We start from the raw sequence: 24,772 nt of genomic DNA, 5'->3' as shown, positions 1-24,772 counted from the left end.
CGTACGGTAAAACAAGACGGACGTACGGTTTGGGAGGCTGCGATGTGGGATCCGACGACCTACCTGCGCTACGGCGACGAGCGCTCCCGGCCCTTCTTCGACCTGCTCGCCCGGGTGCCGGCCGACCGGCCGCGCGCCGTGGTCGACCTCGGCTGCGGGCCGGGCAACCTGACCGGCGCCCTCGCCGAGCGCTGGCCGGACAGCACGGTGGCCGGCCTGGACTCGTCGGCCGAGATGATCGCGCGGGCCGGGGCCGCCGCGTCCCCGGTCGACTTCGCCGTCGGCGACGTGCGCGACTGGCGGCCCGGGCCGGACGTGGACGTGGCGGTCAGCAACGCGGTGCTCCAGTGGGTGCCCGGGCACCGGGAACTGCTCACCCGGTGGGCGCGGGAGCTGCCCGCCGGGGCGTGGCTGGCCGTGCAGGTGCCCGGCAACTTCGACGCGCCCTCGCACCGGGCCCTGCGCGAGGTCGCCGCCCGGCCGGCGTGGCGCGCCGGGGTGGCCCCGCTGCTGCGCGAGGCCCCGGTCGACGACGCGGCCGGCTACGCCGAGCTGCTGACCGGTGCCGGGTGCGCGGTGGACGCCTGGGAGACTACGTACGTGCACCTGCTGCCGGCCCGCGCCGACGCGGACCACCCCGTGCTGACCTGGATGGAGGGCACCGCCCTCCGGCCGGTCCGCGCGGCCCTGGACGCCGCCGGCTGGGCGGACTTCCGGGCCGAGCTGGGCGTACGCCTCGCGCAGGCGTACCCGGTGCGGCACGGTCAGGTGCAGTTCCCGTTCCGCCGCGTCTTCTTCGTCGCCCGCACCGGCGCCCGCGCAGAGGAGAACCTGTGACCGACCTGCAAACCTTCATCGCGGGGCTGCCCAAGGTGGAGCTGCACGTGCACCACGTCGGCTCCGCCTCGCCCCGGATCGTCGCCGAGCTGGCCGCCCGCCACGAGGGCCGCAGCCCCGTGCCGGCCGACCCGGCGGCGCTCGCCGACTACTTCGCCTTCCGCGACTTCGCGCACTTCATCGAGGTCTACCTGAGCGTCGTGGACCTGATCCGCGACCAGGAGGACGTCTGGATCCTCACCCACGAGGTGGCCCGCGAGCTGGCCCGCCAGCAGGTCCGCTACGCGGAGCTGACCGTGACGCCCTATTCGCACGTGCACCGCGGGATCCCGGCCCCGGCCTTCTGCGAGGCCATCGAGGACGCCCGCAAGCGGGCCGAGGCGGACTTCGGCATCGAGCTGCGCTGGTGCTTCGACATCCCCGGGGAGGCCGGCCTGCCGGCGGCCGAGGAGACCCTGCGGATCTCGCTGGAGGAGCGCCCGGACGGTCTGATCAGCTTCGGCCTGGGTGGCCCCGAGATCGGCGTGCCCCGGCCGCAGTTCAAGCCGTACTTCGACCGGGCCCGGGCGGCGGGGCTGCGCTCGGTGCCGCACGCCGGCGAGACCACCGGCCCCGAGACGGTCTGGGACGCGCTGCGCGACCTCGGCGCGGAGCGGATCGGGCACGGCATCTCCGCCGCGCGGGACCCGGAGCTGCTGGCCCACCTGGCCGAGCACCGGATCGGCATGGAGGTCTGCCCGACCTCCAACGTGCGCACCCGGGCGGTCGCCACGATCGAGGAGCACCCGCTGCGGCAGCTCGTCGACGCCGGGCTGCTGGTCACCATCAACTCCGACGACCCGCCGATGTTCGGCACCACCCTCAACGACGAGTACGCGGTCGCGGCCCGGCTGCTCGACGTCGGCCCCGAGGGGCTGGCCGCGCTGGCCCGCAACGCGGTGACCGCCTCGTTCCTGGACCAGGCGGGCAAGCAGCGGATCACCGCCGAGATCGACGCCTACCTGGCGACCGCCCCCCGCTGACCCGGACGGCCCGCCCGTCCCGCCGCGCGGGCTCGGGCGGCCCTCCGCCGGGCGGTTCGGGCGGCATCCCGCCCCGTCGGTTCGGGCGGCCCTCCGCCGGGTGGGCTCGGGCGGCCCTCCGCCGGGTGGGCTCGGGCGGCCCTCCGCCGGGTGGGCTCGGGCGGCCCTCCGCCGGGTGGGCTCGGGCGGCCCGCCGCCGGGGCGGGGAAGAGAGTGGCGCGCGGCGGGAGCAGGTGTGGGGGGACCGTTTCTCCCGCCGCGCGCACGGCTCCACCGGCCGGTGGGTGCTCAGGGCAGTGACCGGTGGAACTGATGGGTTCGACTACCGATCCTGGCAGCCCGCGCGGCGTCCGTCGCCGGGGTTAATCCGGATCTAAGGAAGACTTGCGCCGGCCCACAGCCCGGCCGACCAGACCGAAGCGGCTGACCTGCCGGGGCGTCGCCTCGGGGTCGGCGAGCAGCATCACGACGCTCGCCCCGCCCAGCCGGGCCCGGTCGATGCTCACCGAGCCGTTGGCCTGCAACGCCACTCGCTTGGCGATGTCCAGCCCCAGCCCGGTCGAGCCCTGGTCGCTGGCGCCCCGGCGCAGCGCCCGGTCGGGATTGGCGATTCCCGGCCCGGCGTCGTCGATCCGGATGGCCACGTAGCCGTCGCGTCGGGAGACGGCCACCTCGAACGCGGTGCCCTGCGGCGTGTAGCGGAAGACGTTGCCGATCACCGCGTCCAGTGCGGCGGCCAGCTCGGCCCGGGGCACCGGCGCGGGGATCCGCAGCTGGGCGCCGGTCACCCGGTGCGGGCGGTTCTGGTCGCCGGCCAGCGCCGCCCAGAACACCATCCGGTCGCGGACCACCTCGCTGACGTCGCACATCGCCGGCCCCGCCTCGTGCGCCACCGCCTTGCGGGTGGTCTTGATCAGCACGTCGATCTCGCCCTCCAGGGTGACGATCGCCTGCCGGATCCGCCGGATGCCGCGCCGCCGGTCCAGCTCCGCCTCGCTGAACGAGCCCACGCTGGTGTCGTCGGACTCCAGCGCCTCGGCGTCGAGTCGCAGGACCGTCAACGGGGTGCGCAGCCGGTGCGACAGGTCGGCGACCAGTTCGCGCTCGTCGGTGCGGGCCGCCACCAGTCGGTCGGCCATCCGGTTGAAGGCGTACCCGGCCTCGGCCAGCTCGCGCGGGCCGCTGGGCTCGACGCGTACGGCCAGGTCGCCGTCGCCGATCGCGAGCGCCGCCCGGACCAGCCCTCGGGCCGCGTCGACCGTGCGGGTGGCGACCCGGTCGACGACCAGCACCGCCGCGCCCACCAGGGCGGCGGCCACCCCGAGCAGCAGCAGCCACCGGCCGCCGGCGCCCCCGTCGAGCGCCGGATCGGGCACGAAGACCTCGACCACGGCCGTCCGGTCGCCGAGCACCACCGGGTCGAGCCGGAGCACCCCGCCGTCGACGTCGACGACCACCGAGCGGCGCTCGGCCCGCGCCCGCTCCAGGTCCGCCGCGCCCGCCCGGGCCACGGGCGCGTCCGCCGTCAGGCCGTGCACGACGGGCCTGGTGTCCGGGTCGTCGCCGGTGGCGGCCACGGCGCGCTGCACCACCTCGGGCTCCGTACTGACCGCGAGTGCGCCGGTCACCAGGGCGCTGCGCCGGGCGGCGTCCGCCAGCGCCTCCTCGCGGGCCCGGTCGCCGAGACCGGCGGCGAGCGGAACGAGGAAGGCGAGCGCGACCAGGGCGCACATGCCGGCCGTGAGGAGGGCCAGCGACACCCTCAGTCGGGCGCCACCAGCCTGAAACCGACCCCCCGCACGGTGCGCAGGTAGCGCGGCTTCGCCGCGGACTCGCCCATTTTGCGGCGCAGCCAGTACAGGTGAACGTCGATGGTCTGGTCCTCGCCGACCGATGGCTGCCGCCATACCTCCTCCAGAAGCTCCCGGCGGGACACTACCCGGCCCGGGCGTGCGGCGAGATACGCCAACAGGTCGAATTCCTTGCGGGTCAGCGCCAGCGGCTCGCCGTCGAGGTGGGCGCTGCGCTCGCCGACGTCCACCCGCAGCCCGCCGACGCTGTGCACGGCCGGCTGCACCGTCCGGCTGGCGCGCCCGGCCCGGCGCAGCACGGTGGTGATGCGGGCGTCGAGGTGGGCGCCGGTGAACGGCTTGACCATGTAGTCGTCGGCCCCGGCGCGCAGCAGCCGCACCACCGACTGCTCGTCGTCGCGGGCGGTGGCGATGATGATCGGCACGTCGGTGATGCCGCGCAGCATGCGCAGCGCGTCCGAGCCGTCGAGGTCGGGCAGCCCCAGGTCGAGCACCACGAGGTCGGGGGTCTCGGCCGCCACCCGGCGCAGCGCGTCCAGCGCCGTGCCGACGGCGTGCACGGCGTGCCCCCGGTCGGCGAGGGATCGCAGCATCGCGCCGCGTACGACGTGATCGTCTTCGACCAGGAGCACGGTGGCCACGCCAAGACGGTACTCGGCGTGGCAAGTTGATCGCGTTGCGGCGCACCTGGAAACCCGGCAAGCTGGCCCAACGATGTCCTTCACACTCTTTCCCGACACCCGCCTCGCGCTCGCCCGGGACTCGCTGGCCGGCCTGTCGGTCGGCGACGCGCTCGGCTCGCAGTTCTTCGTTCCGGGCCGGCATCCGGGCGACCTGACCGCCGGGAAGTTGCCCCCGCCGCCGTGGCAGTGGACCGACGACACCGAGATGGCCTGCTCCGTGGTCGCCGCGCTCGCCGACGCCGGCCGGATCGACCGCGACGCCCTCGCCGCGGCCTTCGCCGAGCGCTGCGAGCCCTACCGGGGGTACGGGCCGGGAGCCGTGACCATCCTGCGACTGATCCGCACCGGCACGCCGTGGCCGGTGGCGGCGGCGTCGGCGTTCGACGGACAGGGCTCCTGCGGCAACGGCGCGGCGATGCGGGTCGGCCCGTTGGGGGCGTGGTTCGCCGACTCGACCGCGCGGGCGGCGGCACAGGCCCGGGCGTCGGCCGAGGTGACCCACGCGCACCCGGAGGGCGTGGCCGGCGCGGTCGCGGTGGCGGTGGCCGCGTCGCTGGCCGCCCGCGCCCGCCTGGACGGCCACCGGCCCGCCCCGGAGCGGCTGCTGGCCGGCGTGGCCGCCGCGCTGGACCCGGCCTCCGAGGTGCACCGGGGCGTACGCCGGGCGGCCGACCTGCTCGGCCGGCCGCCGCGCGAGGCGGTCGAGGTGCTCGGCAACGGCTCCCGGGTCACCGCCCAGGACACCGTCGCCTTCACCTGCTGGGTGGCCGCCGTGCACCTGGACGACTACCCGGCGGCGATCCGCGCCTGCGTCGAGGCGGGCGGGGACGTGGACACCACCGCCGCGATCGCCGGGTCGGTGGTGGCCGCCCACACGGGGGTCGGCACCCCGGGCGGGGTGCCGACCGATTGGCTGGCCGCCCGCGAGCCCCTTCCCGACTGGTCCACCTGACTCCCGCACGGGCCACCCGGCCCGTCGGTCCCCGGCTCGTCGTTCCCGGCCTGGCGGTCCTGGCCTGGCGGTCCTGGCCTGGCGGTCCCGGCCCGGCGGTTCCGGCCTGGCGCGAAGGCCAGCGACGGCCGCCGACGGCCGGGCGAGCCTATCCGGGCAGGGCGGGGTCCACCGGCTCCGCCGGGGTGCGGCGACGCCAGCGGCTGACCAGCCAGCCGAGCGCCGCGCCGCCGCCGAGGCCGGCGAGCAGGCCGGCGGCCAGCATGCCGTCGCCGTTCCCGCCGCCGCCCGCCGTGGTGGCCGGGCCGTCGCCGGGCGCCCGGTCGCCACCGCCGGCCGCCCGGGGCCGTGTCGCCGTGCCCGGGGCCGTCCCGTGCCCGCCGTGTCCGTTCGTCGCCCCGTGCCCGCCGGGTCCGGACGCCGTGTCGCCCGGGGCCGCCCCGTGCCCGCCGGGTCCGGACGCCGTGTCGCCCGGGGCCGCCCCGTGCCCGCCGGGTCCGGACGCCGTGTCGGGGGCTGCCCCGTGGCCGACCACGGCGCCGGGCTCCGGCGGCAGGAGGGCGAGCGTCGGCGTCCGGCGCACGACCGTGCCGTCGGCGTACGTCTGCACCACCTCGAACGCGAGCCGGTCGGCCGGCGGCAGCGGGCCCATGGAGAGGGTGAGCCGGGCCGGGCCGGCGCCGGCCCCGGGCATCCGGGTCCAGGTCACCGCGCTGGTGACCAGGTCGACGTGGGCCGAGTGGAGGCCGGCCACCGGCCGGTCGAGGGCGCGGGTGGTGACCCGGGGCGCCCAGCCCGGCACCGACATCGGATAGACCTCGGCGACCGGGGCGTCGGCCGGCAGGCGGATCTCGATCCGGTCGGCGCGGCCACCCGGCCGTTCCTCGGGCACCACGAACTCCAGCTTCACCGATCCGCCCTGCCGGGCGGTGGTCGGATCGGTCGTCACGTCCGCCGCGTACGCGGGGGCGGGCCAGGCCAGCACTCCGGCCGCGGCCAGGGCGGCCGTCGCCCCGGCCCGGCGCCGGCGGTCCGCCGCGCGGGTCATCGCCATTGTCGGTCCCCATCCGTCCTCGGGGTGGCCTGCTGCGGCCACACGCGGTAGTTCGGATGCGGCGGCGGAAAGGTTCAATCCGCCGGGGCGGGGGACGCCGCCGGGCGGGGGAGCGTCGCGCGTCCCACGCCGCCGCCGGGCGGTGGCGTCGCCGACGGTGCCGGCGGGGGCGACCGATAGCATCGCAGGAGCCGAACGTTCGGCGTGATCCGTACCGTACTGCTGGAGGAGTGACCGTGTCCGCACCCCGTACCCCCGCCGTGGCCGACCCCGTCGTCGTCGCCGCCGGGACCACGGCGGCCGACGCGGTGGCCGCGGCCGGGCTGCCCGCGGCCGGCCCGAAGGCGATCGTCGTGGTCCGCGACCCGCAGGGCCAGCTGCGCGACCTGGACTGGACGCCCGAGGTCGACACCGAGGTCGAGCCGGTCAGCCTCGACTCCCCGGACGGGCTCGACGTGCTGCGGCACTCGACCGCGCACGTGCTCGCCCAGGCCGTGCAGGACGTGTTCCCCGAGGCGAAGCTCGGCATCGGCCCGCCCATCGAGAACGGCTTCTACTACGACTTCGCCGTCGACAAGCCCTTCCAGCCCGACGACCTCGGCAAGCTCGAGAAGCGGATGCAGGAGATCGTCAAGTCGGGGCAGCGGTTCCGCCGCCGGCGCTTCGGCAGCCTCGACGAGGCGAAGGCCGAGCTGGCCGCCGAGCCGTTCAAGCTGGAGCTGATCGACCTCAAGGGCGACCAGCAGGGCGAGGTCAAGGGCGAGGGGCTGGACACCTCCGAGGTGATGGAGGTGGGCGGTGGCGAGCTGACCATCTACGACAACCTCGCCGCCGGTGAGGACAAGGTCTGCTGGTCGGACCTGTGCCGGGGCCCGCACCTGCCCAACACCCGGCTGATCGGGGCGTTCAAGCTGATGCGCTCGGCCGCCGCGTACTGGCGCGGGTCGGAGAAGAACCCGCAGCTCCAGCGGGTCTACGGCACGGCCTGGCCGACCCGGGACGAGCTGAAGGCGTACCTGAAGCTGCTGGAGGAGGCCGCCCGGCGCGACCACCGCAAGCTCGGCGCGGACCTGGACCTGTTCAGCTTCCCCGACGAGATCGGCTCCGGGCTGCCGGTCTTCCACCCCAAGGGTGGCGTGATCAAGCGGGAGATGGAGGACTACGTCCGGGCCCGCCACATCGAGGAGGGCTTCCAGTACGTCGGGACCCCGCACATCACGAAGGAAGGTCTCTTCCACACCTCGGGTCACCTGCCGTACTACGCCGACACGATGTTCCCGCCCATGGAGATGGAGGGCGCGGACTACTACCTCAAGGCCATGAACTGCCCGATGCACAACCTGATCTACCGCTCGCGCGGGCGCTCCTACCGGGAGCTGCCGATGCGGCTGTTCGAGTTCGGGTCGGTGTACCGGTACGAGAAGTCGGGCGTCATCCACGGGCTGACCCGGGTGCGCGGCTTCACGCAGGACGACTCGCACTCCTACTGCACGAAGGAGCAGGCGCCGGCCGAGATCAAGCACCTGCTCGGATTCGTGCTCAGCCTGCTGCGGGACTTCGGCATCGACGACTTCTACCTCGAGCTGTCGACCCGCGACGAGTCCAAGCCGGAGAAGTTCGTCGGCACCGAGGAGGACTGGGCCACGGCGACCGCGGTGCTGGAGCAGTGCGCCCGGGAGACGGGGCTGGACCTGGTGCCCGACCCGGGTGGCGCCGCCTTCTACGGGCCGAAGATCTCCGTGCAGGCCAAGGACGCGATCGGCCGCACCTGGCAGATGTCGACCATCCAGTACGACTTCAACCAGCCCAAGGGCTTCGGGCTGGAGTACCAGGCGGCCGACGGCAGCCGGCAGCAGCCGGTCATGATCCACTGCGCCAAGTTCGGCTCGATCGAGCGCTTCGTCGGTGTGCTCACCGAGCACTACGCGGGCGCGTTCCCGGCCTGGCTGGCCCCGGTGCAGGTGGTCGGCATCCCGATCCGCGAGGACCACACCGAGCACCTGCGGGAGTTCGTGGCCGCGCTGCGCGCGAAGGGCGTCCGCGCCCAGGTGGACACGGGTGACGACCGGATGCAGAAGAAGATCCGTACCGCCCAGCAGCAGAAGATCCCGTTCATGGTGATCGCCGGCGACGACGACGTGGCCGCCGGCACCGTCTCGTTCCGCTACCGGGACGGCTCCCAGCGCAACGGGGTGCCGATCGCCGAGGCGGTGGCCCACGTGCTGGACGTGGTCGGCTCGCGCACGAACGTCGGGCCCTCCGCCCAGGAGTGACCCGTCGCCCCCGCCGCGCCCGGCGCGGCGGGGGCCCGGTCGGCCGGTGCGATCAGATCCCGCAGGTCGGGGCGGACCAGGACCGGCTCGGCGTGTTGCCCACGTGGGTGTGGTCGTCGTGCCCCGGGTAGCCGGGGCCGAGGATGTTGCTGAAGCCGTGGTAGCGGGCCTGCTGGGCGAGCCGGCACAGCGAGTGCGACCCGACCAGGTCGACCCCGTCGCCGTAGAGGTGCCGGCTGTTGGCGGCGCCGCCGACCGCGTTGTTGCACGCGTAGCTGCGGAAGCCGCTGCTGATCTGGATCAACTGGTCGCCCATCGCGTGCCGCATGGCCTGGAGTTTCCACATCGACACCCGGGCGTTGAACCGCGCGGTGCTGGCCGACACCGCGCCGCCGGACCAGTCGCTGTTGCACCGGTTCCACTCCGCGTAGGTGAAGTTGACCGGGGTGCAGTCGTCGTCCTGGAGCGCGTAGATCTTGTTGAAGGTCTGCGTACCGGCGACGCCGTCGGCGCTGAGCCCGTACGCCTGCTGGAAGCGGATCACCGCGGACCGGGTCGCGGCGCCGTAGACCCCGTCGAGGCCGAGCACCGCGCCGTAGCCGGGGTAGCCGGAGACGCGGATCTGGAGCTGCCGGACGTCCTCGCCGGACATCCCCTGGGACAGGGTGCGGCCCCAGGTGTAGCAACCGTCGGCGTGGGCCGCGCCGGCGGTGAGGGTGACGCCGACCAGGGTGGTGGCGGCGGTCAGCGCGAGCGCGGCGAGGATCCTGCCGAGCCGTCGGATCACGAGGGCCTCCATCGGTATGGAAGAAAATCGATGAACGGAAGTTTCATCCGTACGAATCGATTCGTCAACAACTTCCAGCGCCGTTCCCGGCGGCGGGCCTCGCCGCCCGTCCGGCCGGTCCGTAGGATCGGCGTGTGACAGGGGCGGAACGGCACACGGACAGCGGCATGGCGGACGGCCTGGAGCGGCTCTGGACGCCGCACCGGATGACCTACATCTCGGGCGGGGACCGCCCGAAGGACGGCCGCGAGAGCGGCTGCCCGTTCTGCCTGGCCCCGGGCCTGCCGGCGGCGGAGAGCCTGGTCGTCGCGCGCGGCGCGCACGTCTTCGTCGTGCTCAACCTCTACCCGTACAACCCGGGCCACCTGCTGGTCTGCCCCTACCGGCACGTCGCCGACTACACCGACCTCGACGGACCGGAGACCGCCGAGCTGGCGTCGTTCACCCAGACCGCGATGCGGGTGATCCGCAAGGTCAGCAACGCGCACGGGTTCAACCTCGGGATGAACCAGGGCGGCGTGGCCGGCGCCGGCATCGCCGCGCACCTGCACCAGCACGTCGTGCCCCGCTGGGGCGGGGACGCCAACTTCATGCCGGTGATCGGTCGCACCAAGGTGCTGCCGCAACTGCTCGGCGACACCCGGGAACTGCTCGCCCGCGCCTGGCCCGCCTGAGTCGCCGGCCCGCCTTCGGCCACCCCGCGCCGCGGGGCCGCCGGAGGTGGCACGATGCGTCGATGGCAGTCACCACGCGGACGTTGGGCCGCAGCGGCATCGAGGTCAGCGCCCTCGGCATGGGGTGCTGGGCGATCGGTGGCCCGTGGTCCGAGGGCAGCCAGCCGTTGGGCTGGGGTGCCGTCGACGACGAGGAGTCCGTGCGGGCCGTGCGGTGCGCGCTCGACCTCGGCGTCACCCTCTTCGACACCGCCGACACCTACGGGGCGGGGCACTCCGAGCGGATCCTGGGCCGGGCGCTCGCCGGCCGGCGGGACGAGGCGGTCATCGCCACCAAGTGGGGATACACCTTCGACGAGGCGACCCGGCAGGCCACCGGCGCGGACGCCTCCCCGGCGTACCTGCGGCGGGCGGTGCGGGAATCGCTGCGCCGGCTGGGCACCGACCGCATCGACCTCTACCAGCTGCACCTGGCCGACCTGCCGGTGCCCCGGGTCGAGGCGCTGATCGGCACGCTCGAGGAACTGGTCGCCGACGGGCTCGTCCGCGCGTACGGCTGGAGCACCGACCGCCCCGACCGGGCCGCCGCGTTCGGCCACGCCGCGCCGCACGGCACCGCCGTGCAGCACGCCCTGTCGGTGCTCCGGGACGCCCCCGAGATGCTCGCCGTCTGCGACAAGTACGACCTGGCCGGCGTCGTCCGGGGCCCGCTCGGGATGGGCCTGCTCACCGGCAAGTACACGGCCGGCTCGACGCTGCCGCGCGACGACCTGCGCGGCGTCGCGCCCGGCTGGCTGGAGTGGTTCCGCGGCGGGCGGCCGGCCCCCGAGTGGCTGCGCCGGGTGGCCGCCGTGCGCGCCGCGCTGACGGCCGACGGGCGCACCCTGGCCCAGGGCGCGTTGGGCTGGATCTGGACGCGCAGCGGCCGCACCGTTCCGATCCCCGGCTGCCGGACCGTCGCCCAGGTCGAGGAGAACGCCGCCGCCCTGCGCCGGGGCCCGCTGCCGCCGGACCAGTTCGCCGAGGTGGAACGCCAGCTCGCCGCCGTCCGCGCGGCGGCGCTGCGGTCGGCGGACCGCCCCTACTGGCCCAGCCCCATCCTCCCCGCCGTCCACCCGTGACCCGCCGCCCGCCGGGGCGGGCGGCGGGTTCCGTTCCTCGCGGACCTGGTCGGCCGGGGTGGCGCGGGGTCAGGGACGGGCGGCGTGTTCCTTGCGGACCTGGTCGGCCAGGTGGGCCGGCATCGGGTCGTGGCGGACGAAGTGGCGGCGGAACGTGCCGGTGCCCGACGTCATCGAGCGCAGCTCGACCGCGTAGCGGAGCAGCTCCGTGGCGGGCACCTCGGCGCGGACCAGGGTGCGCCCCTCGGAGCCGGCGTCCGGCTCGGTGCCGAGCACCCGGCCGCGCCGCCCGGACAGGTCGCCCATCACCGCGCCGACGGACGAGTCGGGCACCCGGATCACCACCTCGTCGACCGGCTCCAGCAGCGCCGGCTGGCCCTTCTCCGCGGCGTCCCGCAGGGCGAGGGCGCCGGCGGTCTGGAAGGCCGCGTCGGAGGAGTCGACGCTGTGGGCCTTGCCGTCGACCAGGGTCACCCGCAGGTCCACCACCGGGTGGCCGGCGACCAGGCCGCGCTCCATCTGGGCGCGTACGCCCTTCTCGACGGAGGGGATGTAGTTGTGCGGCACCGCGCCGCCGACCACCCGGTCGACGAACTCGAAGCCGGCGCCGCGCGGCAGCGGCTCGACCTCGATGTCGCAGACGGCGTACTGGCCGTGGCCGCCGGACTGCTTGACGTGCCGGCCGTGGCCGCGCGCCGGGGCGGTCAGCGTCTCGCGCAGCGCGACCCGGACCGGCTCGGTGTCCAGCTCCACGCCGCCCGCGCGCAGGCGTTCCAGCACCACGTCGGCGTGCGCCTCACCCATGCACCAGAGCACCAGCTGGTGGGTCTCCGGATTGCGCTCCAGCCGCATGGTCGGGTCGCCGGCGACGAGACGGGCCAGGTTGCGGGCGAGGGCGTCCTCGTCGGCGCGGCTGCGCGCCACGACGGCGACCGGCAGCAGCGGCTCGGGCATCTCCCAGGGGGCGATCAGCAGCGGGTCGTCCTTGGCGGAGACGGTGTCGCCGGTCTCCGCGCTGCCCGACTTGGTGATCGCGCAGATGTCGCCGGCCACGCAGGCGCCCACCTCGCGCAGGCTCGCGCCCAACGGGGTGTAGATGTGGCCGACCCGCTCGTCGGCGTCGTGGTCGGGGTGGCCGCGCTCGGCCATCCCGTGCCCGGAGACGTGCACGGTCTGTTCCGGGCGCAGGGTGCCGGAGAAGACCCGGACCAGGGAGACCCGGCCGACGTGCCGGTCGACGGTGGTCTTGACCACCTCGGCGACCAGCGGGCCGTCCGGGTCGCAGGTCAGCGGCGGGCGGGGGGAGCCGTCCACCCCGGCGACCGCCGGCAGCTCGTGCTCCAGCGGGGAGGGGAAGCCGGCGGTCAGCACCTCCAGCAGGGCGTCCAGCCCGACCCCGGTCTCGGCGCAGACCGGCACCACCGGATGGAAGTGGCCGCGGGCGACCGCCTTCTCCAGGTCGTCGACGAGGACGTCGGTGCCGATCTCCTCGCCTTCGAGGTAGCGGTCCATGAGGGTCTCGTCCTCGCTCTCGGCGATGATCCCCTCGATCAGTTCGTTGCGGGACTCGACGATGGCGGGCAGGTGCTCCGGGTCCGGCTCGCGCACGTCGGCGGGCAGGCCGGCGGTGTAGTCGAAGACCCGGCGGGTGATCAGGCCGAGCAGGCCGACCGTGGAGACCCCGTCGTCGCCGAGCATCGGCAGGTAGAGCGGGAGCACGTTGTCGCCGAAGACCCGCTGGCAGAGCGCCACCGCCTCGTCGAAGTCGGCGCGCGGATGGTCCAGCCGGGAGACGGCGACCGCCCGGGGCATGTCGACCGCCGCGCACTCCTCCCAGAGGGCGGCGGTGGCGGCGTCCATCCCGTCGACGGCGGAGACCACGAACAGCGCCGCGTCGGCGGCCCGCAGCCCCGCCCGCAGCTCACCCACGAAGTCGGCGTAGCCGGGGGTGTCGAGCAGGTTGACCTTGATCCCGTCGTGCAGCAGTGGCGCGCAGGCCAGGCTCACCGAGCGCTGCTGGCGTACGGCTGCCGGGTCGTGGTCGCAGACGGTGGTGCCGTCGGCGACGGCGCCGGCCCGGCCGATCGTGCCGGTCGCCGCGAGCAGCGCCTCGACGAGCGTCGTCTTGCCCGCGCCGGAGTGCCCGACGAGCACCACGTTGCGGATCCTGCCGGGCTCGGTCACCACCGGCGCGCCGCCGGCGGGGCCCTTCTCCTGACTCTTCTGCGCCATGGGGCGCACCTCCCTCAGCCGTGGTTGGTGGCGACCGCCGCGCGCGACGGGGAAGCGGCCCGAGCGGGTTCCGCGGCGATATCCTCCGGTGCTTCGCTGGGTCACGGGTAATCAACGGGCGGGTGGGTGAGCTGGCTCACCTTCCCCGCTCGATCACACACCCGATGCGGGGCCGGCACAAGACTCCGCCGTGCGCGCGTCGGCTGACCGGCCGTACCACCGGTGACCGGGCGACCGTTATCGTGGGACCGCCATGGCGAAGATCTTCCAAGTGACGGCCCGCGCGGGGATGACCCGCGTCGTCGAGCCGGTCGCACGCGGCCTGCTCCGAGCGGGCGTAACCCCCAACGCGGTCACCGTGGCGGGCACCCTCGGGGTGCTCGTCGGTGCGCTCGGCTTCGGTGCCCGCGGTCATCTGGTCGCCGGGGCCCTCATCGTGACCGTGTTCGCGCTCACCGACCTGCTCGACGGGACGATGGCCCGGATGAGCGGCGGTTCGACCCGGTTCGGCGCGTTCCTCGATTCGAGCATGGACCGGATCGCCGACAGCGCGGTCTTCGGCGCCGTCGCTTACTGGCTCGCCACCGAGCACGACTACTCGGGCGTCGCCGCCGCGCTGCTCTGCCTGGCCGCCGGCGGCCTGGTCTCCTACGTCAAGGCCCGCGCCGAAGGGCTCGGCATGACCTGCAACGTGGGCATCGCCGAGCGCACCGAGCGGCTGCTCATCGTCGGCGTCGGCGGGCTGCTCACCGGCCTCGGCGTCGGGCCCGCGCTGGAGATCGCGCTCTGGCTGCTCGCCGCGGTCTCGGTCTTCACCGTCGGGCAGCGGATGGCCCACGTCCACCGCCAGGCCCAGGCGCCCGCACCGGGCGGGCAGGGGTGAGCGCGGGCAGCGCCGGCCGGCCGCGGCGGCAGGGCCGGCGCCGGTGAACCTCACCGAGCTCGGCTACGTCGCCGGGTGGCGCCTGATCCGCGCGCTGCCCCGGCCCGTCGCGGCCGCGGCGTTCCGGGCGGGCGCCGACCGCGCCCACCGTCGCGGCGGCGGGGGTACGGCCCGGCTGCGCGCGAACCTGCGCCGGGTGGTCGGCCCCGAGCTGCCCGAGGCCGAGCTCGACCAGCTGGTCCGTCGCGGGCTGCGCTCGTACGCCCGGTACTGGCTGGAGGCGTTCCGGCTGCCGTCGCTCAGCCGGGCGGAGATCCTGGCCGGCTTCCGGCTCGACGGCGAGGAGCTGCTCGCCGCCGACGTGGCCGCCGGCCGGGGCGCCGTGGTGGCGCTGCCGCACGCCGGAAACTGGGACGCCGCCGGCGCCTGGGTCGCGGCGACCGGCTGGCCGATCACCACCGTCGCCGAACGGCTCAAGCCCGAGGGCGTCTACCAGCGCTTCCTCGCCTTCCGGCGGAGCCTGGGCATGGAGATCCTGCCCACCCACGGCGGCGACCGGCCCGCGTTCGACGTGTTGGTCGACCGGGTCCGGGCCGGCACGGTCGTGCCGCTGCTGGCCGACCGGGACCTCTCCGCGCGGGGGGTGGATGTCGACTTCTTCGGCGGCCGGACGCGGATGCCGGCGGGCCCCGCCCTGCTCGCGCTGCGCACCGGCGCGCCCCTCTACGTCGCCTCGATGTGGTACGAGGACGATGCCGCGTGCGCGTCGATCGCCGGCCCGCTGCCGCTGCCCGGCCCCGAGGAGGGCCCGCTCGACGCGCGGGTCCGGTCGCTGACCCAGCGGGTCGCCGACGGTCTGGCGGCGGGCATCGCCCGGCATCCGGAAGACTGGCACATGTTGCAGCGGATGTGGCTGGACCAGCGCGGCACGGGCGACGGCGCGACCCAGGCCTCCCCGACCGCCGGACAGGCGTGAGGGAGGCGTTTACACGTGCGCATCGGCATCGTGTGCCCGTACTCCTTCGACGTGCCCGGCGGGGTGCAGAACCACGTCATGGACCTCGCCGAGGCGCTCATCGGCCTCGGGCACGAGGTGAGCGTGCTCGCCCCCGCCGACGAGGACTCCCCGCTGCCGCCGTACGTGGTGCCGGCGGGGCGGGCGGTGCCGCTGCCGTACAACGGCTCGGTGGCGCGGATCGCGTTCGGCCCGGTCTCCACGGCCCGGGTGCGGCGGTGGATCATCCGGGGCGAGTTCGACGTGCTGCACGTCCACGAGCCGCTGACGTTGAGCCTGTCGCTGCTGGCCGTGCTCTCCGCCCGCGGCCCGGTGGTGGCCACCTTCCACACGGCGATGACCCGGTCGCGGGCGCTCGCCGCCGCGCAGGGCGTGCTCCAGATCGTGCTGGAGCGGATCACCGCCCGCATCGCGGTCAGCGCGCTGGCGCGCAAGGTGCAGGTCGAGCACATGGACGGCGGCGCGGTGGAGATCCCCAACGGGGTGGCCGTCGCGAAGTTCAGTCACGCGGAGCCGCTGCCCGGCTGGCCGGGGGAGTGCCCGCCCGGGCGGGGCGGCGCGATCGGCTTCCTCGGCCGCTTCACCGAGGCCCGCAAGGGCTTCCCCATCCTGCGTGACGCCTTCGTCGAACTGGCCCGGCAGCGCCCCGGCCTGCGGCTGCTGGTGGCGGGGCCGGGCGACCCGGACGATCTGTTCGGGCGTTTCCCGGCGGAGCTGCGCGACCAGGTGACCTTCCTCGGGCTGGTCAGCGAGGAGGACAAGGCGCGGATGCTGCGCAGCGTGCACCTGTACGTGGCGCCGAACACCGGCGGGGAGTCCTTCGGCATGATCCTCACCGAGGCGCTGGCGGCGGGCACCACCGTCGTCGCCAGCGACCTCGACGCGTTCCGCCGGGTGCTCGACGGCGGCCGGGCCGGCCGGCTCTTCCCGACCGGGGACGCGGCCGGGCTGCGTGCTGCCCTCGCCGAGCTGCTCGACGATCCGGACGGCCGGGCCGCGCTGACCGCCTGCGGCGACCAGGTGGTGGCCACCTTCGACTGGCCGGTGGTCGCCCGCCGGGTCCTGGAGGTCTACGCGGCGGCGATCGAGGCCACCGACGGGCGGGTCATGGACACCGAATGGGTGGGGCTGGACTGACGATGTCGGGCATGTGGTGGGTCGTGGTCGGGGCGCTGGCCGTCGGGCTGGTCGTGGCGTACCTGGTCTGGACCGCCGGCCGGGTCGACCGGCTGCACGACCGGGCGGAGGCGGCGGCCCGCGCCCTGGACGCCCACCTGCTGCGCCGCGCGGCGGCCGCGGCGGTCCTGGCCGAGCGGCGCTACGGCGTCGAGCTGTACGCGGCGGCACGGATCGCGCTGGACGCCCAGCCGGAGGAGCGGGAGGCCGCCGAGAACGACCTCACCCGCCAGCTGCGCGCCGTGGAGCTGGACCCGGCCGACCCGGACTGCGAGGCGGTGATCGCCGCCAGCCGGCGGCTCGCCCTGGCCCGGCAGGTGCACACCGACCTGGTCCGGGACGCGCGCGCCGCGCGCAAGCGCCCGCTGGTGCGGTTGCTGCGGATGGGCGCCCGCCGGCCGTGGCCGAGGTACTTCGACGTCGACGACCCCACCCTCGCCGTCCCGGCGGACGTCGCCGCCGGCTGACGCCGGGAACGTCGCCGGTCGACGCCGGGAACGTCGCCGGTTGACGCCGGGAACGTCGCCGGCTGACGCCGGGAACGTCGCCGGTCGACGCCGGGAACGTCGCCGGTCGACGCCGGGAACCTCGCCGGCTGACGCCGGGAACCTCACCGCCCGACCGCGATCTTCGCCGGCCGGCGGCGGGCCGGTGACGGCTGCCACAGGGCAGGCCACCGGGGGTCCGATTGGCTGTCGGACGGGCGCCGGTGCGGTCGTAGCATCGTCCGCAGCCACCCCCCGAGCACGTTCGAGGAGCGATCAGCCGTGCCCGAAACCACCGCTCAGAACGCCAGCGCCAACCCTGTCACCGGCACCGCCCGCGTCAAGCGCGGCATGGCCGAGATGCTCAAGGGCGGCGTGATCATGGACGTGGTCAACGCCGAGCAGGCCAAGATCGCCGAGGACGCCGGCGCCGTCGCGGTGATGGCGCTGGAGCGGGTGCCCGCCGACATCCGCGCCCAGGGCGGCGTGTCCCGGATGAGCGACCCCGACATGATCGACGGCATCATCAACGCGGTCTCCATCCCGGTGATGGCCAAGGCCCGCATCGGCCACTTCGTGGAGGCCCGGATCCTCCAGTCGCTCGGCGTCGACTACATCGACGAGTCCGAGGTGCTGACCCCGGCCGACTACGCCAACCACATCGACAAGTGGGCCTTCACCGTCCCCTTCGTCTGCGGGGCGACCAACCTCGGCGAGGCCCTGCGCCGGATCACCGAGGGGGCGGCCATGATCCGCTCCAAGGGCGAGGCCGGCACCGGTGACGTCTCCAACGCCACCACCCACATGCGCAGGATCCGCCAGGAGATCCGCCGGCTGGGCTCCCTACCCGCCGACGAGCTCTACGTGGCCGCCAAGGAGCTGCAGGCGCCGTACGAGCTGGTCAAGGAGGTCGCCGAGAGCGGCAAGCTGCCGGTGGTGCTGTTCACCGCCGGTGGCATCGCCACCCCGGCCGACGCCGCGATGATGATGCAGCTCGGCGCCGAGGGCGTGTTCGTCGGCTCCGGGATCTTCAAGTCCGGCAACCCGGCGCAGCGGGCCGCCGCGATCGTCAAGGCCACCACCTTCCACGACGACCCCGACGTGCTGGCGAAGGTCTCCCGGGGCCTGGGCGAGGCGATGGTCGGCATCAACGTCGACGACATCCCGCAGCCGCACCGCCTGGCCGAGCGCGGCTGGTGACGTGCCGGAAAGGGCACCTTCCCGACCCCGAGGCGTCGGGAAGGTGCCCTTTCCGACGTCCACGAGAGGAACGGTGACATGAGCGACGCACCCGTCATCGGCGTGCTCGCCCTGCAGGGCGACGTGCGCGAGCACGTCCACGCCCTCGCCGCGGCGGGCGCGCAGGCCCGCCCGGTGCGCCGGCCGGGCGAGCTGGACGAGGTCGACGGGCTGGTCGTGCCCGGCGGGGAGTCCACCACCATCAGCAAGCTCGCCGACATCTTCGAGATGCGCGAGCCGATCGACAAGCGCATCGCCGGCGGCATGCCCGTCTACGGCTCGTGCGCCGGCATGATCATGCTGGCCCGGGAGGTGCTGGACGGCCGCCCCGACCAGCGCGGCTTCGCCGGCATCGAGATGACCGTGCGGCGCAACGCGTTCGGCCGGCAGGTCGACTCGTTCGAGGCCCCGGTCGAGATCGACGGCGTCGCGGGGGAGCCGTTCCACGCGGTGTTCATCCGGGCACCGTGGGTGGAGCGGGTCGGCGCCGGCGTCGAGGTGCTCGGCACGGTCACCGAGGGCCCGGCCGCCGGGCGGATCGTCGCGGTCCGGCAGGGCAACCTGCTGGCCACCTCGTTCCACCCCGAGCTGACGGGCGACCCGCGGGTGCACGGCTACTTCGTGGAGCTGGTGCGGGCCGCGCGCTGAAGCGCGCTGCCGACTCCGTCGACGGGAGGGGCGCGACGGCTCAGCCGGCCACCGATCGCAGGTGCCCGGGCAGGCGGCCCTGCAGCCGGTCCAGCCCGGCCGCCGTCGCGGCGTCGGCGGGCACGTGGACGACGAGGCGCTGGTGGTCGCTGTCGGCGAACTCCAGCGTCTCGTACGTCAGCCGCAGCAGCCCCACCTCCGGGTGCCGCAGCCCCCGCACGCCGGTGACCGGCGCCGCCACCGGCCGCCGCTGCCACCGCTGCGTGAAGGGCACGCCGACCGTGCGGGCCAGCCGCTCGGCGAAGTCGTCGACGGCCCGGTCGCCCCGGCGCAGCCGGTGCAGCTCGGCGACCTGCTGGTCGGCCAGCCGCGCCCAGTCGGGGAAGTGGTCGCGGGCGCGCTCGTCGGTGAGTACGTACCACACCAGGTTGGGGCGGTGGCCGTCGAGCAGGCCCAGGGGGCGGGCCAGCCGGTCGAAGGGATCGTTCCAGGCCAGCACGTCGCCGAGCCGGTTGAGCACGTACGCGGGGGAGTCCCGCAGCGCGTCGAGCACCGCCTGGACGGTCGGGCGGACGGCGCGGGACACCGCCGGCCGCTCGCCGGGGCACAGGACGCGGCTGTGGTTGGCCGCCGAGAGCTGCCGCAGGTACTCGCGGTCGGCGTCGTCGAGCAGCAGGGCGTCAGCACCTGCGCCTGCTCCGGGCCGTCCACGAGGAGGTGGCCCGGGCCCGGCCGGCCGGGCTGCGGTACGTGACGCTCCAGCTCGACGACGAGCGGAGCTTCGTGGACATCGCGATGGCGCCCGAGTTGCCGGGGCCGCTGCCCGGGCTCGAGTCGTTCCGGCGCTACCGGCCCGGCCTGGAGGACCGGTGCGAACAGCGGTCCGTGACCGGGTTCGGCGTGCTGGGGTCGTACGGCTTCGGGGCCTGACCCGCGACGGCGTCTCCGCCCCGTCCGCCCTGGTCCGGGCGGGCGGGGCGGGCCGGCGACGCGCCGTGCGTGACAGCCGCCGCCCGGACGTCGGTAGGATTGCCGAGATTCGGCAGGGCCATCTGCCCGTCACGGCTTCCACCAGGGCTGACCGGCACCACCGCGTGCGCCGGCGGGAGCGGGGCGTGCGCGGTGCGGTCGATGCAGACGGCGGGTAGCAACGGAGGTAACAGATGTCCGGCCACTCAAAGTGGGCGACGACCAAGCACAAGAAGGCGGTCATCGACGCCAAGCGCGGCAAGATGTTCGCCAAGCTGATCAAGAACGTCGAGGTCGCGGCCCGGACGGGCGGCGGTGACCCCGCCGGAAACCCGACGCTCTACGACGCCATCCAGAAGGCCAAGAAGAACTCGGTCCCGAACGACAACATCGACCGCGCCGTCAAGCGCGGGTCGGGCCTGGAGGCCGGCGGCGCCGACTACCAGACGATCATGTATGAGGGGTACGGCCCGAACGGCGTCGCGCTGCTCATCGAGTGCCTGACCGACAACCGCAACCGCGCGGCGACCGAGGTGCGCACCGCGCTGACCCGCAACGGCGGTTCGTTCGCCGACGCCGGCTCGGTGTCGTACATGTTCTCCCGCAAGGGCGTGGTGATCGTCCCCAAGGCCGGCACGACCGAGGACGACGTGATGATGGCGGTCCTCGACGCCGGCGCCGAGGAGGTCAACGACCTGGGCGAGGCGTTCGAGGTGGTCTCCGAGCCGGGTGACCTGATCGCGGTGCGCACCGCGCTGCAGGACGCCGGCATCGAGTACGAGTCGGCCGAGTCCTCGCTGATCCCGAGCGTCAACGTCCCCCTCGACGAGGACGGCGCGCGCAAGATCTTCAAGCTCATCGACGTCCTGGAGGACTGCGACGACGTGCAGAACGTCTACGCGAACTTCGACGTCTCCGACGAGATCATGGCGGCCGTCGGCTGACGCCCCCTGCCCGCCGTCGACCTCGCCGGGCGGCGACCCGGCGAGGTCCGGCGGGCGCGCGGCACGCCGCGCCGGCCGACGCGGCGAGCGCCGGGCCCGCCATTCCGCGAACCGCCACTCCGCCGGGGCGGCCACCGCGGTGACGTCGGGGTTTTCATCCGTTCGGGTCCAACTTTCGGACGTTCGTTCGCTGACGCGTCGTTTACGGTTGTTCGTCCGGGCTCCCGCCGTTCGGAAAGTTCACATAGGATCCTCCGCTGTTTGATCTTCTTGAGCAACGGAGAGACATGCGCAGGACCCTCGCCGCCACGGCCGTCGCCCTGACCATTCCCGTCCTGGCTGGCGCGGTCGCCCCACCCGCCGCGACGGCGGGCCCGATGGTCATACCGGACCGGGGCCCGGCCTTCGGGACATCGCGTCCGGCGGTGGCGCCGGCGGACATGCCGGCGACGGTGTACGGCGGGGCGTGGCGCTCGGGCCACGTGCAGGGGGTGGCGGTCGACTGGAGCCGCGGCCACGTCTACTGGTCCTTCACCAACGTCCTGGTCAAGACGGACCTCGACGGCAGGGTCGTCGGCACCGTGACCGGACTGACCGGCCACCTCGGCGACCTGGATCTCAACCCGGAGGACGGCCGCGTCTACGGCTCGCTGGAGTACAAGGCGGAGCGGGCCTTCTACATCGCCATCTTCGACGTCACCCAGATCACCCGGGTCGGGATGGACGCCGAGACGGACGGGGTGATGACCACCGTCCACCTGCAGGAGGTCGTCGACGACTTCACGGCGGACCTGGACGGCGACGGCGTCTTCGACGGCGACACCGCGCAGACCGCCGACCACCGGTACGGCGCCAGCGGCATCGACGGTGTCTCGTTCGGGCCGGCGCTGGGCACCACCGGCGGGCGCAACGTGCTGATGGTGGCCTACGGCATCTATCCCAACACCACCCGCACGGACAACGACCACCAGGTGCTGCTCGCCTACGACGTGCGGCGGTGGAGCCTCCTCGCCCGCCCGCTCAGCCAGGCCGCACCGCACCGCAGCGGCCCCGGGAAGCCGTACGCCAAGGTCTTCGTCCGGACCGGGAACACCACCTACGGGGTGCAGAACCTGGAGTACGACAGGCACACCCGCCGCTGGCTGATGGCGGTCTACCGGGGGAGCAAGCCGGAGTTTCCGAACTGGACGCTCTACGCGATCGACGGCACCGTCGCCCCGCGGACCGGGGTGATCACCGGTCAGCCGGACGGCGCGACCGGGTGGACCGTGCCCCTGGCCGCCGCCGGGCTGACCGACCCGGGCACCGGGATCCGCGGCTGGGAGGGGCCGGGCAGCTTTGGTCTGGAGGCGCTGGGCGACGGGCGGTTCTACGTGGTCACCAGCGGCACGACCACCGTGGACGGCGAGCGGCGGCAGACCGGCACCGCCCTCCTGCGGCGCTGGACGGGGACGACGCCGGACCCCTTCGCCGCGCCGGTGCCGGCCGTGGCCGGCCGACGCGGCCCCGCGCGTCCCGCATCCGCCGGGTGACGCCTCCCGCGCCGGAGGCGCCCGGGGCGCGGGCGTGCGTCGGACACACGGGCCGGCTCCCGCACCGCAGGCGCCCGGGGCGCGGGCGTGCGATCCGGCCGCGCCGGACACACGGGCCGGGGTTACGCCGGCGGCGCGCCGGCAGCCGTTAGGTTGGCCGGGTGGGTCGTCCGGGTCGGGTGCAGCGGGACGGTGCTCAGGCCGGGGCGGGGCGCCGCTTCCGCCCCGGTGAGGTGGTCGTGCGGCGGGAGATCCTGCACGGCGAGGTGTGGTTCGGCTGCCCCACCGTCTGCGTCGAGGATTCGCCCGACCTGCTCGTGCTCTACCTGCCCCCGGGCGCGGAGTTCGGCTTCCCCGAGACCGGGCACCTTCCGTGCGGGCGGCACCCGTGGCAGGTCGCCGGGCACCGGGGGTGGACCGGGCACGGCAAGCTGATGCTGCACCGGCCGGGCGAGGCGCACTCCGTCGACGTCTTCTGGGCCGGCCCGGAACGCGCCTTCGCCGGGTGGTACTTCAACCTGCAGGATCCGGTGCGGCGTACGCCGATCGGGGTGGACACCCTCGACCACGAGCTGGACATCTGGTGGCCGGCCGACGCCGAGCGTTACGTCTGGAAGGACGTGGAGATGTTCGCCCAGCGACTGGCGGAGGGGCGCTACCCGGGGATGGCCGACGCGATCCGCGCCGAGGGCGACCGGATCGCCGCCCTGCTCGACGCGGGCGAGCGCTGGTGGGACGAGGCGTGGGCGTCGTGGCGGCCGGACCCGGCCTGGCCGGTGCCGACCCTGCCCGCCGGCTGGGACGCGGTCCCGCCGTCCCGCTGACCAGTCCGTGCCGCCGGTCCGCCGGCAGCCACGAGCCTGCGCTCCGGGCACCGCGACGACTGGGCTGGTCCGCTCCTCGGGGCCCCGGGGGTCACGCCCCGCCGACGCGGGGCTGGACGGGGCGGACCGCCACCGGGCTGCCCGGCCGGCCGCCGGCGCGGGACGCGTACTCGGGGACGCCCACGCAGGTGAACAGCAGGGCAGCGAGGTCGTCGGGCTCGCCGAGCAGGCCGGGGACCTCGGAGTCGAGGAAGGTCATCCCGGAGGCGCCGGCCCCCAGTGCGTACGCCGCCAGGTGCAGCCGGCCCTCGACCAGCCCGGCGGCGAGCTGGGCGTCCCGGTAACCCCGGTCGTCCAGCGCCGACAGCGGCGTGGCCGCGACGACGACGTACGCCGCGTCGCCGGCGAGCGCCTGGTCGAGGCAGACCCGCAGCAGCTCGCCGCGCAGGGGCGCCGCCCGCAGCGGCGTCGACAGGTCGGGCCACCGGTAGAGGCCGGGCGTGGTGTCGTCGACACCGTGCACGGCCACCCAGTGCGGCACCCGTACGCCGCGCAGGGCGGCGGCCAGCGGCCACTCCAGCAGGGCGCGGGGCAGCGTGCGGGACCGGTCCATGCGGCGCTGCGAACCGCGTCGGCGCACCACCTCGTCGAGCGTGGCGGAGGGCGGGTGGTCGGTCAGCGCCGGCGCCTCGGGCCAGGGCTCACCGAGCGTGTCCCGTTCGCCCGCGCGCTGCGCCGCGGTGCACAGCGGCAGCTCGACCGGTGGCAGCTCACCCGGGACCGCCGGGCCGGTGGGGTCGATGGCCGGCGCGCCGTCGCCGAGGGTCAGCAGGGCCAGCGGGTACTCGTGCACGCCGTCGGCGCCGACGAGGGCGCGGACCGTGGCGTCGGGGAACAGCGTGCGCAGTCGCGGCGCGAGGCCGGCGCTCGCGGCGGCCGCCGACAGTTGGGACAGCAGCGTCCCGGCGTCCCAGTAGAGGTGCCGCCACCCGCGTTCGGCGTACCGCCACCCCGTGCGCCACGGCACGCCAGTGACCACGAGCGTCGTTGCCTTCCCGGTGGCGCCGGGGGCGACCTGGACGAGCGCGTGCCGCGCCGGGTCGTACCAGTGCACGCCGTCGGGGACGCCCGCGACGCCGCGGGTGCTCGCGTAGACCTCCAGCGGGAACCGCGCCCCGGCCGAGCCGGCGGCCCGGTAGAGGAACGGTCGACCGTGGCGTTCGGCGGTGCGCACGACGCCGGCGCCGAGGAAGAGCACCCGGCCGAGCTGGGCCGCGTCGAAGGGCCGGGCCGCGCCCGCGACGCCCGCGAGCACGGCCGTCGCGGGCACGCCCGGGTCGGGCAGGTCGCGCGGCAGGTCGAGCACGGGCGGGCCGTCCGGATAGCCCTTGAGCTGCGGCGGAAGGGTCGCGGGATCGTTGGGGACGAGGTCGCGGCGGACCCGCGGGTCGTCCACGGGCACGTCCCACTCGCGGTTCGGCACGTACGACGTCAGCCGGTGCAGCAGCCCGGCGCCGGAGTCGAGGTCCACACCGGCCATCCTGCCAGCGCCCGCCGTCGCGCGGCGGGTCCCGTGCCGATCCCCGGGCGACGCGTGGGTCGACGCGCCGG

At 75.0% G+C, this 24,772-nt stretch carries 23 protein-coding genes; 16 read left to right on the top strand and 7 right to left on the bottom strand.

Annotated elements, in window-relative coordinates:
* Positions 1-42: 42 nt before the first annotated feature.
* Together GA0070606_RS05855 and GA0070606_RS05850 are read left to right on the top strand one after the other, a co-directional pair.
* Positions 43-837 carry a trans-aconitate 2-methyltransferase gene (locus GA0070606_RS05855; protein ID WP_091095752.1) on the top strand — a complete coding sequence of 265 codons (795 nt, stop codon included), beginning with the start codon at positions 43-45 and terminating at the stop codon, positions 835-837.
* Positions 834-1,859 (top strand): adenosine deaminase, encoded by a 1,026-nt coding sequence (locus tag GA0070606_RS05850; RefSeq protein WP_091095749.1) that lies wholly within the window; start codon positions 834-836, stop codon positions 1,857-1,859. The genes GA0070606_RS05855 and GA0070606_RS05850 overlap by 4 nt, the downstream gene beginning before the upstream one ends.
* A 362-nt stretch (positions 1,860-2,221) precedes the next feature.
* Here the strand turns inward: GA0070606_RS05850 and GA0070606_RS05845 are convergent, their stop codons facing one another.
* Together GA0070606_RS05845 and GA0070606_RS05840 are read right to left on the bottom strand one after the other, a co-directional pair.
* Positions 2,222-3,592, bottom strand: a complete 1,371-nt coding sequence (locus GA0070606_RS05845; RefSeq protein WP_176737515.1) for a HAMP domain-containing sensor histidine kinase — start codon at positions 3,590-3,592, stop codon at positions 2,222-2,224.
* 29 nt (positions 3,593-3,621) lie between these two features.
* A complete protein-coding gene (locus GA0070606_RS05840; protein ID WP_089001050.1) occupies positions 3,622-4,311 on the bottom strand; it encodes a response regulator transcription factor in 690 nt (229 codons plus the stop codon).
* A 73-nt stretch (positions 4,312-4,384) separates the two neighbouring features.
* Here GA0070606_RS05840 and GA0070606_RS05835 point away from each other — a divergent pair, with 73 nt between their 5' ends.
* Complete coding sequence (locus tag GA0070606_RS05835; RefSeq protein ID WP_091095747.1) at positions 4,385-5,305, top strand: ADP-ribosylglycohydrolase family protein; 921 nt, start codon at positions 4,385-4,387, stop codon at positions 5,303-5,305.
* Positions 5,306-5,453: 148 nt separating this feature from the next.
* Here GA0070606_RS05835 and GA0070606_RS05830 read toward each other — a convergent pair whose 3' ends face one another.
* Positions 5,454-6,359 (bottom strand): DUF1775 domain-containing protein, encoded by a 906-nt coding sequence (locus GA0070606_RS05830; RefSeq protein WP_176737245.1) that lies wholly within the window; start codon positions 6,357-6,359, stop codon positions 5,454-5,456.
* 236 nt (positions 6,360-6,595) lie between these two features.
* Between GA0070606_RS05830 and thrS the strand changes: the two genes are divergently transcribed.
* Complete coding sequence (thrS, locus tag GA0070606_RS05825; RefSeq protein WP_091107351.1) at positions 6,596-8,632, top strand: threonine--tRNA ligase; 2,037 nt, start codon at positions 6,596-6,598, stop codon at positions 8,630-8,632.
* Positions 8,633-8,684: 52 nt separating this feature from the next.
* Here the strand turns inward: thrS and GA0070606_RS05820 are convergent, their stop codons facing one another.
* Positions 8,685-9,419, bottom strand: a complete 735-nt coding sequence (locus GA0070606_RS05820; RefSeq protein WP_245724577.1) for a D-Ala-D-Ala carboxypeptidase family metallohydrolase — start codon at positions 9,417-9,419, stop codon at positions 8,685-8,687.
* A gap of 167 nt (positions 9,420-9,586) precedes the next feature.
* Between GA0070606_RS05820 and GA0070606_RS05815 the strand changes: the two genes are divergently transcribed.
* Positions 9,587-10,093, top strand: a complete 507-nt coding sequence (locus GA0070606_RS05815) for an HIT family protein (RefSeq protein ID WP_176737514.1) — start codon at positions 9,587-9,589, stop codon at positions 10,091-10,093.
* 62 nt (positions 10,094-10,155) lie between these two features.
* Entirely contained in the window at positions 10,156-11,214 is a 1,059-nt protein-coding gene (locus tag GA0070606_RS05810) for an aldo/keto reductase (protein WP_091095739.1), read from the top strand.
* 69 nt (positions 11,215-11,283) lie between these two features.
* On the opposite strand, the gene GA0070606_RS05805 is transcribed toward GA0070606_RS05810, so the two are convergent.
* Positions 11,284-13,446, bottom strand: a complete 2,163-nt coding sequence (locus tag GA0070606_RS05805) for an elongation factor G-like protein EF-G2 (protein WP_091095737.1) — start codon at positions 13,444-13,446, stop codon at positions 11,284-11,286.
* 253 nt (positions 13,447-13,699) lie between these two features.
* Here GA0070606_RS05805 and pgsA point away from each other — a divergent pair, with 253 nt between their 5' ends.
* The 6 genes from pgsA (at position 13,700) to pdxT (ending at position 18,892) form a co-directional block, all read left to right on the top strand.
* Positions 13,700-14,329 carry a phosphatidylinositol phosphate synthase gene (gene pgsA, locus GA0070606_RS05800; RefSeq protein WP_091095734.1) on the top strand — a complete coding sequence of 210 codons (630 nt, stop codon included), beginning with the start codon at positions 13,700-13,702 and terminating at the stop codon, positions 14,327-14,329.
* Positions 14,330-14,372: 43 nt separating this feature from the next.
* Positions 14,373-15,305 (top strand): phosphatidylinositol mannoside acyltransferase, encoded by a 933-nt coding sequence (locus GA0070606_RS05795; protein ID WP_091095732.1) that lies wholly within the window; start codon positions 14,373-14,375, stop codon positions 15,303-15,305.
* A 15-nt stretch (positions 15,306-15,320) separates the two neighbouring features.
* Positions 15,321-16,481, top strand: coding sequence for a glycosyltransferase family 4 protein (locus GA0070606_RS05790; protein WP_091095730.1), 1,161 nt, complete (start codon positions 15,321-15,323; stop codon positions 16,479-16,481).
* An 11-nt stretch (positions 16,482-16,492) separates the two neighbouring features.
* Positions 16,493-16,987, top strand: coding sequence for a hypothetical protein (locus tag GA0070606_RS05785; RefSeq protein ID WP_091095728.1), 495 nt, complete (start codon positions 16,493-16,495; stop codon positions 16,985-16,987).
* Between the two features lie 300 nt (positions 16,988-17,287).
* Positions 17,288-18,205, top strand: coding sequence for a pyridoxal 5'-phosphate synthase lyase subunit PdxS (gene pdxS / locus GA0070606_RS05780; protein ID WP_091095726.1), 918 nt, complete (start codon positions 17,288-17,290; stop codon positions 18,203-18,205).
* 78 nt (positions 18,206-18,283) lie between these two features.
* Positions 18,284-18,892 carry a pyridoxal 5'-phosphate synthase glutaminase subunit PdxT gene (gene pdxT, locus GA0070606_RS05775; RefSeq protein ID WP_091095724.1) on the top strand — a complete coding sequence of 203 codons (609 nt, stop codon included), beginning with the start codon at positions 18,284-18,286 and terminating at the stop codon, positions 18,890-18,892.
* Positions 18,893-18,932: 40 nt separating this feature from the next.
* Here pdxT and GA0070606_RS05770 read toward each other — a convergent pair whose 3' ends face one another.
* Positions 18,933-19,478: an MmyB family transcriptional regulator gene (locus GA0070606_RS05770; protein WP_091095723.1), complete on the bottom strand. Its 546-nt coding sequence runs from the start codon at positions 19,476-19,478 to the stop codon at positions 18,933-18,935.
* Positions 19,479-19,609: 131 nt separating this feature from the next.
* On the opposite strand from GA0070606_RS05770, the gene GA0070606_RS05765 reads away from it, so the two are divergent.
* The 4 genes from GA0070606_RS05765 (at position 19,610) to GA0070606_RS05750 (ending at position 23,161) form a co-directional block, all read left to right on the top strand.
* A complete protein-coding gene (locus GA0070606_RS05765; protein WP_091095721.1) occupies positions 19,610-19,822 on the top strand; it encodes a hypothetical protein in 213 nt (70 codons plus the stop codon).
* 233 nt (positions 19,823-20,055) lie between these two features.
* The gene (locus GA0070606_RS05760; RefSeq protein ID WP_091095719.1) at positions 20,056-20,805 is read left to right on the top strand and encodes a YebC/PmpR family DNA-binding transcriptional regulator; all 750 of its coding nucleotides are present in this window, start codon (positions 20,056-20,058) and stop codon (positions 20,803-20,805) included.
* Positions 20,806-21,092: 287 nt separating this feature from the next.
* Positions 21,093-22,337, top strand: a complete 1,245-nt coding sequence (locus GA0070606_RS05755; protein WP_091095717.1) for a hypothetical protein — start codon at positions 21,093-21,095, stop codon at positions 22,335-22,337.
* A gap of 161 nt (positions 22,338-22,498) precedes the next feature.
* Positions 22,499-23,161 (top strand): ribonuclease FAU-1 family protein, encoded by a 663-nt coding sequence (locus tag GA0070606_RS05750; RefSeq protein ID WP_245724576.1) that lies wholly within the window; start codon positions 22,499-22,501, stop codon positions 23,159-23,161.
* 91 nt (positions 23,162-23,252) lie between these two features.
* Here GA0070606_RS05750 and GA0070606_RS05745 read toward each other — a convergent pair whose 3' ends face one another.
* Positions 23,253-24,692 carry a nitroreductase family protein gene (locus tag GA0070606_RS05745; protein ID WP_245724575.1) on the bottom strand — a complete coding sequence of 480 codons (1,440 nt, stop codon included), beginning with the start codon at positions 24,690-24,692 and terminating at the stop codon, positions 23,253-23,255.
* Positions 24,693-24,772: the final 80 nt, after the last annotated feature.

The organism is Micromonospora citrea (genome assembly GCF_900090315.1).
In the GTDB taxonomy this organism is placed as follows: domain Bacteria; phylum Actinomycetota; class Actinomycetes; order Mycobacteriales; family Micromonosporaceae; genus Micromonospora; species Micromonospora citrea.
This window is presented reverse-complemented; position numbering and strand designations above follow the sequence as displayed.

Bases quoted from the DNA above. Each gene is read 5' to 3' on its own strand.
- GA0070606_RS05855 (WP_091095752.1), top strand. From the start codon at position 43: ATGTGGGATCCGACGACCTACCTGCGCTACGGCGACGAGCGCTCCCGG.
- GA0070606_RS05845 (WP_176737515.1), bottom strand. From the start codon at position 3,592: ATGTGCGCCCTGGTCGCGCTCGCCTTCCTCGTTCCGCTCGCCGCCGGT.
- GA0070606_RS05835 (WP_091095747.1), top strand. From the start codon at position 4,385: ATGTCCTTCACACTCTTTCCCGACACCCGCCTCGCGCTCGCCCGGGAC.
- GA0070606_RS05830 (WP_176737245.1), bottom strand. From the start codon at position 6,359: ATGGCGATGACCCGCGCGGCGGACCGCCGGCGCCGGGCCGGGGCGACG.
- GA0070606_RS05815 (WP_176737514.1), top strand. From the start codon at position 9,587: ATGGCGGACGGCCTGGAGCGGCTCTGGACGCCGCACCGGATGACCTAC.
- GA0070606_RS05810 (WP_091095739.1), top strand. From the start codon at position 10,156: ATGGCAGTCACCACGCGGACGTTGGGCCGCAGCGGCATCGAGGTCAGC.
- GA0070606_RS05805 (WP_091095737.1), bottom strand. From the start codon at position 13,446: ATGGCGCAGAAGAGTCAGGAGAAGGGCCCCGCCGGCGGCGCGCCGGTG.
- pgsA (WP_091095734.1), top strand. From the start codon at position 13,700: ATGGCGAAGATCTTCCAAGTGACGGCCCGCGCGGGGATGACCCGCGTC.
- GA0070606_RS05785 (WP_091095728.1), top strand. From the start codon at position 16,493: ATGTGGTGGGTCGTGGTCGGGGCGCTGGCCGTCGGGCTGGTCGTGGCG.
- pdxT (WP_091095724.1), top strand. From the start codon at position 18,284: ATGAGCGACGCACCCGTCATCGGCGTGCTCGCCCTGCAGGGCGACGTG.
- GA0070606_RS05760 (WP_091095719.1), top strand. From the start codon at position 20,056: ATGTCCGGCCACTCAAAGTGGGCGACGACCAAGCACAAGAAGGCGGTC.
- GA0070606_RS05755 (WP_091095717.1), top strand. From the start codon at position 21,093: ATGCGCAGGACCCTCGCCGCCACGGCCGTCGCCCTGACCATTCCCGTC.